The following is a 14,953-nucleotide window of genomic DNA, read 5'->3' on the forward strand; positions in this document are numbered from 1 at the left end:
GGGGAGAGTTCCGCAGTCGCTGGGGCGACGCTATCAAGGACCGGCCCACCGCTGCGGCGAGAAGCCCGAGGGCGGACGAGGAGGGCCGGGGCGGCAGCGCGCCCCGGCCCTCGGTGCGGCAGGGGTCAGTCCAGCGTGCGCACCCCCGGTGCGGTCGGCTGGGGGATGTCCTCCATCCCCTTGTCCGCCGAGCCTGCCGGGGCGTCGGCGCCCACCGGAGTGGTGGTCATCGGCCGGGCGGCGCCGCAACGCTGCTTCTCCGACTCGGACATGGGGCCGGTGCGCTGGAGAATGCGGTCCGGGACCGCGCGCGAGGGGCCGTCGATCACCGCGTGCAGCCGGTAGTCGTCCTTGTTGCTCAGGAACCAGCCCTCGACCCGCTCGCGGCTCGGCTGCAGCTCCACCCAGCTGACCTCGCCGGGCTGGATCCGCTCCACGATCTCCCGCCGGTCGCTGCTGAACCACTGCCATGGCCGCTGCTGGCCCTTCTCGTGGGCGAGGGCGAACTGAGCGGCCATCGGACGCTCCTTGGCGCGCTTCCTGTCCTCCTCGCGGTCCCCGGTGGTGGGCAGCCGTGCCACCTCGGCGAGCGCGAGTCCGGCGTCGGCGTAGGTCTGCGCGATGCTGTCGTGACTGCGCTCCGCGTAGTCGATCACCCGGGTGTGCTCCAGCGGGTTGCGGGTGCAGTTGATGAACGCCTCGCCGACGACCCGCGCCCGGTCGTAGTAGCGGAAGGACATCCGGGCGTCGGGCCGGAAGGTGCAGGCGTTCTCGCCGTTGCAGGCGGCGGCCGCGTTGTGCAGGGTCTTCTCCCGTTCGTTGCCCTTGTACGCCTCCGAGCGCTCCAGGGCGGACTTGTCGACCGTCTTGTCCGGCGCGGTCGGCACCTCCACCGCCCGGACCCTCGCGACCATCGGTGAACAGGTCACGTGCGTACGGGAGTCGGTGACCTTCGAGGTGAAGGTGAGCAGCGGCTCGTTCTCGGACGCGGTGAACTCGTAACTCCGCCCCGTCCAACGGCCGGACCCCGCCTTGCCCTTGACCCGGTCCGGATCACCGGCCGTGGTGATGTCGCGGACCGCGCCCCCGGTGGCCTCCACGGTGTACGGCTGGCCGCCCGCCACCTGCTCGGGGGTGCACTCCTTGGAGACCGCCGGGCTGTCCTCGTAACTGACCGTCACCTTCGCGCCGGTACGGACACCGCGCAGCCGCTGCTGGAGGGTGTTGCCGTCCTTCTGGAGCGCGACGGCGTGGGCACCGTCCGTGCGGCCCGCCGCGGACGGGGAGTAGCGCTGGTTGGCGCCGGTCCAGTGGTCGATGAGGACGGTCGTGGGGCCGTCGCCCCGCACGGCGGGATCGGCGAAGTCGCCGTTGAGCACGGGAACGGTCTGGGCGGCCGCCGCCGCCGCGCCGGCCGGGGTGGCTCCCAGGGCGGCGGGCAGCGCGAGCCCGGCGACGCCGAGCGCGGCCAGGGTGCGGAGTCGGACGGGACGGGGCATGGGCGGGCTCCAGGACGGGGTTCGGGACGGGACCGGGCAGGGGACAGCAGACTTGTGGCGGGTGGCGGAGGTCAGCCCCGGGAGGGCAGGAGGGATTCCTCGCGCTTGGGGAGTGCGCCGGGCGGTACGAGGCCCTGGGACGGGACCTCCTGCGTCCGGCCGGTCGACGCGGGCTTGTTGTCGCCGTCGTCCGCGGTGCCGGGGGCGGGCCGGGTACGGCCGCAGAGGTTGTCCGGGACGGCGTACGTCTGCGCCACGAAGGTGCTGCTGTTGACCATGGACGGGCTGTCGACGGCGATGCCGCTGACCGTGCCGCCCTGGCCGGTGGAGAGCGTGCCGACGACCCGGCGCATCGCCGAACTCGCGCCGAACACCAGCATGTCGTACGGCTTCACGACCGTCTTGTAGGTCGTGGCCTCGGTGTTGTCGACCGTCCACGACTTGGAGTACGTGGCCTTGAACGCGGCCTCGAAGGCCAGCTTGGCGCTCATCGAGCCGGACGCCTTCGCCCCGCCGGAGACATTGGTCTTGTTGCCGTTCTCCGAGGTCGGACCGTCCTTCAGATTCGGCGTCTTGTTGCTCATGCTCGTCTCGTTGCTGAGGTTGGTGGTGACCTCACCACTGGCCGAGACGGTGCCCTCGGCGGTGACCTTGCCGGAGATCTCGCCGCCGATGTTGTCGGTGCTGGAGGTGCGCAGCGTCACCGTGCGGTCCACCGACATCGGGTCCACCGTGCAGTTGACGACCGCGTTCCCGAGCGACTTGACGGCCGTCGCGTACTCACGGGTCTTCGCCGGGTCGATGGAGAACGTGCAGGCGGTCCGCCGGGCACCGCACTGCTTCAGGACGTCCTCGACCTTCGCCGGACGCCTCTCGGCGGTGAACGCGCGGGCGGTGGGCGTCTCCCCGGGGCCCTCCCCGGAGTCGGCGAGCGCGGGTGCCAGGGGCGCGGCCAGACCGAGAGCGAGCAGGGGGAGGAGGAGCGTGCTGCGGCGGAGTGTGCGCTTGGGCATCGTGAATCCCTTCGGGGGTGCGGGGTGACGGGCGGGTGCGGGATTCAGGAACCCAGCAGGGAGCACAGCCGGGACACGGGGAAGGCGGACTGCCCGTCGTTCGCGCCGCCCGGCACGGAGGCCGGGAAGTCGGTGCAGGTGGACTCGACGGCGGAGGCGGCGTTGTCGGACGGGTCCGGCGCGAACGAGTCGATGGTCCCGTCCATGTCCGAGATGCCGCTCTCCTCCCGCTCGCCCTTGCCGGTCAGCTTCTCCATGCAGGAGGCGGAGCCGGGCGGGCACTCCTTCAGCCTCTCGCCCGCCGCCTTGATGTCCTTGTCGGCCTGACCGGCCGCGGCCTGGGTCTTCTCCTGCTCCTTCGCGATCTCGGCGGCCTCCTTGTCGTTGGCCTCGCGGTCCTTGCAGGCCTGGTCGTCCGGCTCGCATTCGGCGGTGGGCAGGAGACGGACGCCGGCGGCGTGCGCGGCGGGGGACTGGGCGTACGCGGCGGAGAGGCAGCCGCTCGCCGGCAGGGCGGCGGCGAGGGCGAAGGCGGACAGGACGGTGGCGGCGCGCAGGGCGGCGCGGCGGGCGGTCGGCAGGGGACGCACGGGGGCTCCAGGCAGCTGTGGGGGCAGGGGAGGGCGGCGCGCGGGACGGGGCGGACCGGGAGACGAGGTGCCGCCACCAAGATCATCAAGCGCAGTGAGAACGTACATAAACCGGACCCGTGGCGGTCCGGGACACACGGGGCCCGCGCCCCGGACGGCAAGCTCACCGCATCGGCGTAGCGCCGCTCAACTCCCCCGTCCGGCAAGGCTCCAGACGGCCCGGGGCCGTGCCGCAACTGGCCTCGCGCCCGGTCGGCGGCGGCCGTCCGCGTGGCCCCGTACCCCGGACGGCGGCCGGTCGCACGGGTGGAAAGACGGCTCTCGGCTCGCGTTAACGATCTTGGACGGTAAGTCTTCGGGAGAGCGCGGCGGCCGTGACCCGGTCCGCCGGGCAGTGCCGCGGGCACCCACACCCGCCGGCCCGTCATGCCCCGGACCCGCCGCCCGCCTCAGTCCCCTTCCCCCACGTCTAAGGACGCCGATGTCCCGTACATCCCGCAGTTCCGCACGCCTGCGCACCCTCGCGGCCGTCGCGGCGACGACTGCAGCCCTGGCCGCCGCACCGGCCCTCGCACCCGCCGCCCACGCGGACGAGGGCAACCCGACCGTGCTCGCCTGGGGCGCCGGCCGCACCGGTCAGCTCGGCAACGGCACCACCACCGACAGCCTCAGCCCGGCCTCCGTCACCAGCCTCTTCCGCGGTGACGTGGACCAGATCTCGGCGGGCGGCACCTCCTCGTCCGACTCGTTCGTGCTCGCCCGTACCGCCAAGACGGTCAAGTCCTGGGGCAACAACTCCATGGGCCAGCTCGGCAACGGCGGCTCCACCAACCAGCCGGTGCCCACCACCGTGCCGCGCCTGACCGACATCAAGGACGTCGCGGCGGGCGGCGGCCACGCCCTCGCCCTCGACACCAGCGGCCAGGTCTACTCCTGGGGCGACAACTCCTACGGCCAGCTCGGCAACAACCGCACGGGCGACTACCGCACGGTCCCCGACCGGGTCCAGGGCATGCCCAAGGTCAAGCAGATTTCGGCCGGCTGCGACTTCAGCCTCGCGCTGCTGGAGAACGGCAAGGTGTACGCCTGGGGCCGCGGGGTCTACGGCCAGCTCGGCAACGGCAGCCGTGCCGTCTCCTCCGTGCCCCGGCAGGTCACCGGCCTGGAGAACATCACCCAGGTCGACGCGGGCTGCCACCACGCGCTCGCCCTGACCGCCGACAGCACGGTCAAGTCGTGGGGCTACAACCTCTACGGCCAGCTCGGCAACTCCTCGACGAAGTCCGCCGTCACCCCGGTCGACGTGGACTGGCTGGAGGACGTCGCGGAGATCGACGCGGGAGCGCACCACAACTACGTGATCACCAGCGACAGCCACGTCTGGGGCTGGGGCAACAACCAGTACGGCCAGCTGCTGGAGTCCGACGAGGCGTACGACTACAACGTCTCGCGCACCAACCGCACCGCGCCCGTCGAGATCCCGCGCCTGGAAGGCGTCCAGCACATCGCGGCCGGGGCGCGCCACGGCGTCGCCGTCACCGCCGACGACGTCTACACCTGGGGCCACAACGGCGAGGGGCAGCTCGGCAACGGCACCACCGTCGCCCGCTACGAGTCCGTGAAGATCCTCGACGAGGGCTCCGCGGTCAAGGACGTCGCCGCCTCCCTGGGCGGCAACACGACGTACGCGTACTGACCGCCCCCGCTCAAGGAGACCCCATGCCCACCCTGCGTACCACTCTCACCGCGGCACTCACCCTCGCCGCCCTGACCACCCCCTGCCTCCCGGCCCACGCCGCCTCCAGCGACCCCTGGGTGCGCGGCTGGGGCAACAACAACCTCGGTCAGCTCGGCAACGGCAGCCTCGTCCTCCAGCCGACCCCGGGCGACGTCCAGGGCCTCGCCCGAGACGACGTGAAGGAGCTGTCCGGCGGCGGCGACATCGACAAGAACACCTTCGCCGTCGCGCTCCTCAAGGACGGCACGGTCAAGTCCTGGGGCGCCAACGTCACCGGCCAGCTCGGCAACGGCACTCTCACCGCCCAGCCGTTCCCCGCGACCGTGGCCGGACTCTCCGGCGTCAGCGCGGTCTCGGCGGGCGGCACCCACGCCCTCGCGGTGCGCGGCGGCCGCGTCCTCTCCTGGGGCAGCAACGCCAAGGGCCAGCTCGGCAACGGCCTGACGGCGGCGGACCCGGGCGGGGTGCAGAAGACCCCCGTCGAGGTGCAGAGCCTCAACAAGGTCAAGGACGTCGGCGCCGGCTGCGACTTCAGCGCGGCCCTGCGCCAGGACGGCACCGTCTGGACCTGGGGCGAGGGCGCCAACGGCCGCCTGGGCACCGGCGACAACACCGTCCGCAACACACCCCAGAAGGTCCGGGACGTCGCCGACATCGTGTCCATCTCCGTCGGCTGCAACCACGTGCTCGCCCTCACCGCGGACGGCATGGTCAAGTCCTGGGGCAAGAACACGGAGGGCGAGTTGGGCAACGACTCGGTCACCGACAGCAATGTCGCGGTCGACGTCGCCCATCTGGACGGCGTGGCCCGCATCTCCGCCAACCAGTACACCAACTTCGCCCTCCTGGACGACGGGAGCGTGAGCGCCTGGGGCTGGAACGCGTTCGGTCAGCTCGGTGACACCACCACCGTCAACCGCACCACACCCGTCCCGGTGGACGCCCTCCAGGGCGTCACGGACATCGTGGGCGGATACGACTACACGGTGGCGTCCCTGGACGACGGCTCGGTCGTCAGCTGGGGCAACAACGCCACCTTCCAGCTCGGCGACGGCACGGTGACGCCGTCGGCCAGGCCCGTGCAGGTCCTTCCGCCCGGCAGCGGCATCGCCCATGTCGCGACGGCGAAGACGGGCCGGTCCAGCTTCGCGTACTGACCCCCGGCGGGCCCTGCCCGCTTGACCCCCGTCCACCCGGCACCGGGTTGCTCCGGTGCCGGGTGCCGGGTGCCGGGTGCCGGGTGCCGGGTGGCGGTGAGGCCGTGAGGCCGTGAGGCCGGCGGCCGGGGAAAGGAAGGCGTTCCGCGCCGCCCGCGCCCCGGCTACTCGAAGCGGGAAGGGTCGCCGGCTCCCCGGCGTACGATCTCCAGCTCGCCGCTGGAGAAGTCGATGACGGTGGTCGGCTCCGTGCCGCAGTCGCCGGAGTCGACGACGACGTCCACCTCGTGGTCGAGGCGCTCCTTGATCTCCCAGCCCTGGGTCATGGGTTCGTCCTCGTCGGGCAGGAGCAGCGTGCTGGAGAGCAGCGGTTCGCCGAGCTCGGACAGCAGGGCCTGGACCACCGCGTGGTCGGGGATGCGGACCCCGACGGTCTTCTTCTTCGGGTGCAGCAGCTGGCGCGGCACCTCCTTCGTCGCCGGAAGGATGAAGGTGTACTGGCCGGGGGTGGCGGCCTTGATCGCGCGGAACACGTCGTTGTCGATCTGCACGAACTGCCCGAGCTGGGCGAAGTTCTGGCACATGAGCGTGAAGTGATGGCGGTCGTCGAGGTTGCGGATCGCGCGGATGCGGGAGATGCCGTCACGGCTGCCGAGCTGACACCCGAGCGCGTAGCAGGAGTCCGTCGGATACGCGACGAGCGACCCTGAGCGGATGCTTTCGGCCACGTTGGTGATGGTGCGCCGCTGGGGATTTTCGGGATGTACGTCGAAATACTTCGCCATCCGGCGAGTCTACGGCCGTGGCGGCAAGCGGTTCGAGGGAAAAGCGGGTTGTCCTGCCCCGCGGAGGGACAGGACAACCTTTTCGGGTGGCGGGCGCGGCTCAAACCTTTTCGGCCATGTCCGGCCTTGGTCCCGGCGATCTCGGGCTCAGGGGACGTCGCGCCTAATGTGCATCATGCATGAGAAGTGCGTGATACACATCGCGTGCATGGTGCATATCTGTGGTATATATGTGCAAAAGAGGTCGCCCGCCCCGCGGGGAGGCGAGCCCGGCAGTCGAAGGAGCCCCGCGTGGACATGCCTGTGGACCGGATCGAGTTCGAGACGATGCTTCTCGGGCGGCACATGAGTCTGCTGACCTCGCGGGGCGGCGGGCGGCTCGACCGGAGCGCCTACATCCTCCTCAGCCGCATCCGGGCCCAGGGTCCGATGTCCATCGGCCAGTTGCGCGACGCCTTCGGCCTCGACACCTCCACGCTGAACCGGCAGACCGCAGCGATGCTCCGCGTCGGAGTCGTCGAGCGCATCCCCGACCCGGACGGCGGGATCGCCCGGAAGTTCGCCATCACGGCCGAGGGCGAACACCGGCTCGACAAGGACCGGGCCGAGAACCGGGAAGGCCTGCAGCGGGTCCTGGCCGAGTGGACCCCGGAGGAGGCGGCCCTGTTCGCGGACGGCCTCGCCCGCCTGAACCGGGACATCGAACGCCTCGACGGGCGGCCCTGGCCGCGGGACTGACCGGACTGGAGGCCGCCCGCGGCGTCACCGGCCAAGGCCCTTCCACCGCAGGGGAGTTGGCGTCACGGAAGGTCGCCGCGACGTCCTGATGACGCAACAGTTTCGCCTCCTCCCGCCTCCCGGACGGCCCGCGATCATAGGATCGGGGCGATCTTCCGGGAGACGGGGTGACCGATCGTGGCGTGCGGCGGGGCGATACGCAGATACGGAATGGTGATGCTGGCACCCCTGGTGCTGGTGGCCTGTTCCGGCGGTGGCGGGAGTCCGGACGGCGCGGGGGAGAGCGCCTCGGCGAGCGGCAGCGCCCGTGCGGAACCCGGCCCCGGACCCGGCCCCGAGGACACCGGCGACATCGACGCGGACCCGGCCAAACTTCCCGCGTCCCGCAAGGAGGCGCTCGACCTCATCGGCCGGGTCATCGCCGAGCCCGCCGCCTTCGGCCCCGGCGTGGTCAAGCGGAGCCCGTACGAGAGCGATCCGGCCACCTGGCCGGTCCTCGGCACCGACTGCGTCTGGCAGCAGAAGAAACCGGCGGCCGGCGTGCTCGCCACCCGCAGCCGCTCCTTCGAGGTGCCCGCGGCGGACGGCAAGGGGCCGATGCGGCTCTCCGCCGTCGTCACCGTGCACCGCACCCGCGACGACGCCCGGTGGGAGATGGCCGAATCGGTGGAGGAGACGATGCGCTGCCCCACCCAGCAACTGCGGCAGGGCGAACTGATCGGGTCGATGATCGCGTCCTCCCTGGGGCAGGGGGAAGCCGGCCAGGTCAGCGCCGAGGACACCCTGCTCGAGTCGGGCCAGTACCGGAACGCCGAGCTCGGCGGCGGTCCCTACCCGTACTCCTGGTACCAGTCGCAGAGCCTTCAGTTCACCGTGGCGGTGACCGGCAAGGGGGCCAGGGGCTGGAGCCAGCAGGAGATCGACGTGCTGACGGACCGGGCGCATTCCGCCATGCTGCTGCGGATCAAGGCCGCGGTCGAGAAGAAGAGCTGAGAGAGCGGAGAGCGTGATGGAGAAGCTGCGCCCCTCCGACCCCCCGCGGATCGGCGGACACCGGCTGCTCGGGCGGCTCGGTGCCGGCGGCATGGGAGTCGTCTACCTCGGCCGCACGGACACCGGCGCCCTGGCCGCGATCAAGGTGATCCTGCCCGAGTACGCCGCCGACGACGACTTCCGGACCCGGTTCAGGCGCGAGGTCGAGGCCGCCCGCCGGGTGGAGAGCCCCTGGGCCGTGCCGGTCACCGGCGCCGAGACGGAGGGCGAACACCCCTGGCTGGCCACCGCGTTCGTGCCCGGCCCCGCGCTGGCGGAGGCCGTCGCCCGCTGCGGCCCGCTGCCCGCGCGCAGCGTCCGGGTGCTCGGGCGGCTGCTCGCCCGCGCCCTGACCGCCGTGCACGCGGCGGGCCTCGTCCACCGCGACGTCAAGCCCGGCAACGTCCTGCTGACCGTCGACGGGCCGCGCCTGATCGACTTCGGCATCGCCCGGGCCGCCGACGCCACCGCGCTCACCGCCACCGGCCTCGTGGTCGGGACCCCGGGCTTCCTCTCGCCGGAACAGGCCACCGGGGACGGCACGGCCGCCGGACCCGCGAGCGACGTCTTCTCCCTCGGCTGCCTCCTGGCGTACGCCGCGACCGGAAGGCCCCCCTACGGCAGCGGGGCCGTCGAGGCACTGCTCTACCGGACCGTCCACGACGAGCCCGATCTCGCGGGGGTCGACGACCCCGGACTCCACGCGCTGCTCACCGCCCTGCTGGCCAAGGACCCCGGCGCACGGCCCACCGCGGCGGAGCTCGACACCCGGATCACCGAGGACGCGCCCCACGGCACCGTCGACTGGCTGCCCGAGGACGTCGTGGCGCTCATCGCCGACCGGTCCGCCGCCATGCTGGAGCTGCCCGGCGTCGACCCCACGCTCGCGGCGGAAGGAACGGCCGCGCCCGCCAACGGTCCCAGCCGGCGCGGGGTCCTGCTGTTCGCCGGCGCCGCGGCGGTGGCGGTGACGGGCGCCGCGTTCGCCGTCCGGGAGTGGCTGGTCGAGGACACGGACATCCACGCCATCGCCAAACCCGGCGAGCGGGCCTGGACCATCGGTGTGCAGGCCGATCTGACGGGGCCGCGGAAAGCCGCGGGACAGGCCCAGGAGCGCGGGGTCCGGCTGGCCGTCGAGCAGTTCAACGCCCGCAAGGACAAACCCTTCACACTCTCCGTCAAGGCGCTCGACGACGGGGGCGACACCGCCCGCGCGGTGAAGGCCGCCGGGCAGTTCGCCCGCGACCGCGATGTGCTCGCCGTCGTCGGCCCGACCGGTGACGCCGCGACGGAGGCCGTCCTCGGCACGTACGACGAGGCGATGCTGCCCCTCATCACCGTGTCCTCGCTCCAGCTCACCTACGCCGCCCGGTCCAGGAAGTCGTTCTTCCAGGCGGCGCCATCCGAAGCGGTCCTGGCCCAGCCGGTCATCAGACGGCTCGTGCTGCGGCCCGATGTCGAACGGCTCGGCGTGCTGCTCGACCGGGCCGGCGGCCAGTCCGCCTACCAGGTCGGCTACCTGACCAATCTGATGACCGGCCAGATCACCACCGGGACCACCTATCCGCGGGTCATCCCGGCCGGCACGCGGGACCTGGCACCCGTGGTCGATGACATGCTCGCGCACGCCAGCGACGCCCTCTTCTACGCCGGGGACACCGCCGGCGCCGCCCGCACCGCACGCGCACTGGCGGCCACCGGCTTCAAGGGCCCCCGGATGGCCATGCACACGGCGATGGACGCACGCTTCCTCGCGGACGCCGGACAGGCCGCCGAGAACTGGGAGTTCACCGCGCCCTACCTCGACGCGACGACACCCGCGGCCGGGGAGTTCGCCGCGGCCCACCGCGCCGCCCACGACACCGCGCCCGCGCACTGGGCCGCCGAGGCGTACGACGCGGCCGGGATCGTGATCGCCGCCGTGACCGCCCTCGCCAAAGGACCGGCAGGTCCGAAGCGCCCGGCCCGCAGCGCGATCGTCACGAGGATCGCCGCATCCTCGTACCGGGGCGTCTCGCGCACGTACGCCTTCGACGAGGACCACCGGCTCAAGGGCGACGACGCCTACCTCTACGGCGTGCGGGACGGGCGCTACGTGTACCTCGGCGCCGCGCCGAAGGCCACGGCCTGATCCGGCATGAAGCCGCTCACCTCGCAGGACCCGCGCACCGTCGGTGAGTTCCGCACCCTCGTCCGGCTCGGCGCCGGCGGCATGGGCGTGGTCTACCTGGCGCGCTCGGCCGGCGGGGCGCTCGCCGCCGTGAAGGTGATCCGCGCCGAGCACGCCGCCGACCCCGGATTCCGGGCCCGGTTCCGGCGCGAGGCCGAGGCCGCGGGCCGGGTCACCGGACCGTGGGTGGTCCCGGTGACCGGAACCGACCCCGAGGCCCGTGAACCCTGGCTGGCCACCGCCTTCGTCCCCGGCCCCTCGCTCGGCGAGGCCGTCGAGGCGCGCGGACCCCTGCCCGTCGCCACGGTCGGGGCGCTCGGCGCCCGCCTCGCCGAGGCGCTCGCCGCCGTCCACGACGCGGGCCTCGTGCACCGCGACGTCAAGCCCGGCAACGTCCTCCTCGCGCTCGACGGCCCCCGCCTCATCGACTTCGGCATCGCCCGCCACGAGGGCGCCACCGCCCTCACCGCCACCGGTGCGGTGATCGGCACCCCCGGCTTCCTGGCCCCGGAACAGGCGTCGGCGGGACCGCTCGGACCCGCCTGCGACGTGTTCTCGCTGGGCTGCGTCCTCGTGTACGCGGCCACCGGGCGGCGGCCGTTCGGAGCCGGCACCCCCGCCGGACTGCTCTTCCGCACCGTCCACGAGGAGCCGGACCTGTCGGCGGTGCCGGCCGGGCTGCTGCCCCTCCTCGCGGACTGTCTGGCCAAGGACCCCGCGGACCGGCCGACGCCCCGGGAGGTCGCGGACCGGCTCACGGGAGGCGGCGCGCACTGGGAGGTGCCGGGGCTGGCCACCGCCGTCGCCGAACGCTCCGCCGCCGCCCTCGCCCTCCCCGACCCCGAACCGCCCACCGTCGTCCAGCAACCCGGACCGCCGCGCCCGACCCGCAGGCGCCTGCTCACCGCGGGAGCCGCCGGCGCCGTCCTCCTCACCGGCGGGGGAGCCGCCGCCTGGGTGACGGCCGCCCGCGGCGACGGCACGGGAGCCGCCCCCCGGGCGCTTCCCGCGTACCGGATCGCCCTGCACGCGGACCTGACAGGACCGGGAAAGGCCGTCGGTCTCGCCCATCAGCGAGGGGCCCGGCTCGCGGTCGACGACCACAACGCCCGCAAGGACAAGGCGTTCACGCTCGTCCTGCACACCGAGGACGACGCGGGTGACGCCGCCCGCGCCAGCCGGGTCGCCGACCGGATCACCGCCGACCCCCGGATGCTCGCCGTCATCGGCCCCACCGGCCCCGTCGCCACCGAGGCCGTCGTCAGCCGCTACGCGAAGGCCGGTCTGGCCCAGGCCGTCGTCGCGGCCGGCTCCACCACGGCGGAGACGTCGACGGCCAAGTCCCTCTTCGTGCTGCGGCCGTTCGACGTATCACTGGCCCTGGGAGTGACCCGCCACCTGGCGTACATCGAGCCCGTCGAGCACGTCGCCGTCATCGAGGACCTCGCGGACCCGGAGGGCAGCTGGGCCATCCGGGACCGGCTGCCGAAGACCCTGAAGGGCACCACGATCACCGTGCACACCGTCGCGGCCACCGCCCGCACCTTCGCCCCGGCAGCCCGGGCCGCGGTCGCCGACGGAGCCGGCGCGGTCGTCTACGCCGGCACGTCCGCCGCCCGGGCCGCCCGCTGCGCCAAGGACCTCGCCGCCGCCGGCTTCACCGGAACCGGCCTGTCCACCGGCCCCGTCCTCACCCCGGCCTTCCTCCGGGACGCCGGCAGGGCCGCCGAGGGCTGGGTCTTCGCCGAGGCGTACACCGACCCGTCGGCCCTGGCGCCGGCGAAGGCCTTCACCGCGGCACACCGCGAACGGTTCGGCTCGCCGCCCGCCACCTGGGCCGCCGAGACGTACGACGCGGTGGGCCTGATCGCGAGGGCCGGCCGCTCCGCTGACCCCGACGCCGCCGCGCGCGACGGGATGGCCGCACGCATCCTCCGTACCGACTACCGGGGCATCACCCGGCGGCTGTCCTTCTACGCGTTCCACCAGGTGCGGTACGAGGACGGCATCTTTCTCTACCGGGTGGACGGCGGACGGGCCCGTTTCCTGGGACCGTACACATCGGTGTGATCGTCGAAGAGGAGTACCGAATGGCCGAGTTGGAGCTTTCCGCGGGCGTCGTGGAGTACGAGGACACCGGCGGTGACGGGCCGGTCGTGGTCCTGCTGCACGGCGTGGCGATGGACGGCTCGCTGTGGCGGCACGTCGTCGCGGATCTGCGGGACGGCCACCGGTGCATCGTGCCGACGCTGCCGCTCGGCGGCCACCGCCGGCCGATGCGGCCGGACGCGGACCTGTCGGTCCTCGGTGTCGCACGGCTGGTCGCGGAGTTCCTCGAAGCGCTCGGTCTCACCGACGTCACCCTGGTCATGAACGACTGGGGCGGCGCCCAGGCCCTGGTCGCGGACGGCCGCGACCAGCGGATCGGCAAGCTGGTCATCACCTCCTGCGAGGCCTTCGACAACTTTCCGCCCGGACTGCCCGGCAGCAATCTCTACGCCTCCGCCCGGATGCCCGGCGGCCTGAAGCTGGCCTTCACCCTGCTGAAGCTCAAGCCGGTGCGGCGGCTGCCGATGACCTGGGGCCGGATGACCAAGCGGCCGGTGCCCGACGCGGTGATGGACGGCTGGTTCCGGCCGCTGTGGACCTCCCGGGAGATCCGCCGGGACCTGCGGAAGTACGTCCTGGGCGTGCCGCCGAAGGCCGAGCTGCTGCGCTGGGCGGAGGCCCTGCGCACCTTCGACCGCCCGGCGCTCGTCGCCTGGGCGTCGGAGGACCGGGTCATGCCGCCGGAACACGGACGCCGGCTGGCCGGACTGCTGCCCCGGGGCGAGCTGGTGGAGATCGCGGACAGCTACACCCTGATCCCGGAGGACCGGCCGGACGTGCTGGCCCGCCACCTCAGGGAGTTCCTGCGGAAGGGGTGACGGGCCGGCGCGTCCCCCGGATGGAGCAGGCGCCCGCGGGGCCCGTACGGCACGGCGTGAAGCCAAGCTGCGGGCGCGCTTAAGAAAACCTCGATGGACCTGGGGCGCGGGGTACGGCAGATTTCTCCGTGACGGCGGAGGATGGTGCGCGGCAGCCGGTCGAGCGCGCTGCCACGCAGTCCCTCTCATACTTCCCCGGGCCGCAGGCTTCCTCTGGCATGCCCCCGGCCCGGGGACATCAACGCCGCACCAGGTACAGGGAGCCGCAGCCGTGAAGGCACTCGTGAAGCAGAAGGCCGAGCCGGGACTCTGGCTGATGGACGTGCCCGAGCCGGAGACCGGCCCCTCGGACGTGCTGATCAAGGTGCTCCGCACCGGCATCTGCGGCACCGACCTGCACATCCGCAACTACGACGGCTGGGCGCAGCAGGCCGTGAGGACGCCGCTCGTCCTCGGCCACGAGTTCGTCGGAGAGGTCGCCGCGATCGGCGCGGACGTCGTCGACATCGCCGTCGGCGACCTGGTCAGCGGCGAGGGCCACCTGGTGTGCGGCAAGTGCCGCAACTGTCTGGCCGGCCGCCGTCACCTCTGCCGCTCCACCGTGGGGCTCGGCGTCGGCCGCGACGGGGCCTTCGCCGAGTACGTCGCGCTGCCCGCGTCCAACGTCTGGGTGCACCGCGTCCCCGTGGACCTGGACGTCGCCGCGATCTTCGACCCGTTCGGCAACGCCGTGCACACCGCACTGTCGTTCCCGCTGGTCGGCGAGGACGTCCTGATCACCGGCGCCGGCCCGATCGGCATCATGGCCGCCGCCGTCGCCAAGCACGCCGGAGCCCGCAACGTCATGATCACCGACGTCAGCGAGGCCCGTCTCGACCTGGCCCGCAAGGTCGGCGTCAGCCTCGCGCTCAACGTCGGTGAGCAGACCATCGCCGACGGCCAGCAGAAGCTGGGCCTGCGCGAGGGCTTCGACATCGGCCTGGAGATGTCCGGCCGCCCCGAGGCGATGCGCGACATGATCGCGAACATGACGCACGGCGGCCGGATCGCGATGCTCGGACTGCCGTCCGACGAGTTCGCCGTCGACTGGTCCCGGATCGTCACCTCCATGATCACGATCAAGGGCATCTACGGCCGCGAGATGTACGAGACCTGGTACGCCATGTCCGTCCTGCTGGAGGGCGGTCTCGACCTCGCCCCCGTGATCACCGGCAGGTACGGCTACCGCGACTTCGAGGCGGCCTTCGACGACGCGGCGAGCGGACGCGGCGGCAAGGTCATCCTCGACTGGACCGTCTGACCTC

Annotated in this window: 12 protein-coding genes; 8 read left to right on the forward strand and 4 right to left on the reverse strand. The window is 72.8% G+C overall.

Features of this window, described 5'->3' with window-relative positions; all coding sequences use genetic code 11:
* Positions 1–125: 125 nt before the first annotated feature.
* The 3 genes from OG408_RS31205 to OG408_RS31215 all read right to left on the reverse strand — a co-directional run bounded on the left by OG408_RS31205 (position 126) and on the right by OG408_RS31215 (position 3,102).
* Positions 126–1,499 (reverse strand): hypothetical protein, encoded by a 1,374-nt coding sequence (locus OG408_RS31205; RefSeq protein ID WP_326673188.1) that lies wholly within the window; start codon positions 1,497–1,499, stop codon positions 126–128.
* A gap of 71 nt (positions 1,500–1,570) precedes the next feature.
* Positions 1,571–2,512 (reverse strand): hypothetical protein, encoded by a 942-nt coding sequence (locus OG408_RS31210; RefSeq protein ID WP_326673190.1) that lies wholly within the window; start codon positions 2,510–2,512, stop codon positions 1,571–1,573.
* Between the two features lie 44 nt (positions 2,513–2,556).
* Positions 2,557–3,102, reverse strand: a complete 546-nt coding sequence (locus OG408_RS31215; RefSeq protein WP_326673192.1) for a hypothetical protein — start codon at positions 3,100–3,102, stop codon at positions 2,557–2,559.
* Between the two features lie 481 nt (positions 3,103–3,583).
* Here OG408_RS31215 and OG408_RS31220 point away from each other — a divergent pair, with 481 nt between their 5' ends.
* Together OG408_RS31220 and OG408_RS31225 are read left to right on the forward strand one after the other, a co-directional pair.
* Positions 3,584–4,798 (forward strand): RCC1-like domain-containing protein, encoded by a 1,215-nt coding sequence (locus OG408_RS31220; protein WP_266784183.1) that lies wholly within the window; start codon positions 3,584–3,586, stop codon positions 4,796–4,798.
* Between the two features lie 23 nt (positions 4,799–4,821).
* Positions 4,822–5,997 (forward strand): RCC1 domain-containing protein, encoded by a 1,176-nt coding sequence (locus OG408_RS31225; protein ID WP_326673194.1) that lies wholly within the window; start codon positions 4,822–4,824, stop codon positions 5,995–5,997.
* 164 nt (positions 5,998–6,161) lie between these two features.
* Here the strand turns inward: OG408_RS31225 and OG408_RS31230 are convergent, their stop codons facing one another.
* Positions 6,162–6,782: an L-threonylcarbamoyladenylate synthase gene (locus tag OG408_RS31230; RefSeq protein ID WP_266784189.1), complete on the reverse strand. Its 621-nt coding sequence runs from the start codon at positions 6,780–6,782 to the stop codon at positions 6,162–6,164.
* Between the two features lie 291 nt (positions 6,783–7,073).
* Here OG408_RS31230 and OG408_RS31235 point away from each other — a divergent pair, with 291 nt between their 5' ends.
* From OG408_RS31235 to tdh, 6 genes are all read left to right on the forward strand, one after another.
* A complete protein-coding gene (locus tag OG408_RS31235) occupies positions 7,074–7,520 on the forward strand; it encodes a MarR family winged helix-turn-helix transcriptional regulator (RefSeq protein ID WP_266784191.1) in 447 nt (148 codons plus the stop codon).
* Positions 7,521–7,736: 216 nt separating this feature from the next.
* The gene (locus tag OG408_RS31240) at positions 7,737–8,513 is read left to right on the forward strand and encodes a hypothetical protein (protein ID WP_326673197.1); all 777 of its coding nucleotides are present in this window, start codon (positions 7,737–7,739) and stop codon (positions 8,511–8,513) included.
* Between the two features lie 16 nt (positions 8,514–8,529).
* Entirely contained in the window at positions 8,530–10,683 is a 2,154-nt protein-coding gene (locus tag OG408_RS31245) for a bifunctional serine/threonine-protein kinase/ABC transporter substrate-binding protein (RefSeq protein ID WP_326673199.1), read from the forward strand.
* Between the two features lie 6 nt (positions 10,684–10,689).
* Entirely contained in the window at positions 10,690–12,792 is a 2,103-nt protein-coding gene (locus tag OG408_RS31250; protein WP_326673201.1) for a bifunctional serine/threonine-protein kinase/ABC transporter substrate-binding protein, read from the forward strand.
* A gap of 20 nt (positions 12,793–12,812) precedes the next feature.
* Positions 12,813–13,649, forward strand: coding sequence for an alpha/beta fold hydrolase (locus tag OG408_RS31255; protein WP_266784199.1), 837 nt, complete (start codon positions 12,813–12,815; stop codon positions 13,647–13,649).
* Between the two features lie 271 nt (positions 13,650–13,920).
* On the forward strand, positions 13,921–14,949 hold the full coding sequence (gene tdh / locus OG408_RS31260) for an L-threonine 3-dehydrogenase (protein WP_285566324.1): 1,029 nt from the start codon (positions 13,921–13,923) through the stop codon (positions 14,947–14,949).
* Positions 14,950–14,953: the final 4 nt, after the last annotated feature.

The organism is Streptomyces sp. NBC_01257 (assembly GCF_035917255.1).
Lineage (GTDB): Bacteria > Actinomycetota > Actinomycetes > Streptomycetales > Streptomycetaceae > Streptomyces.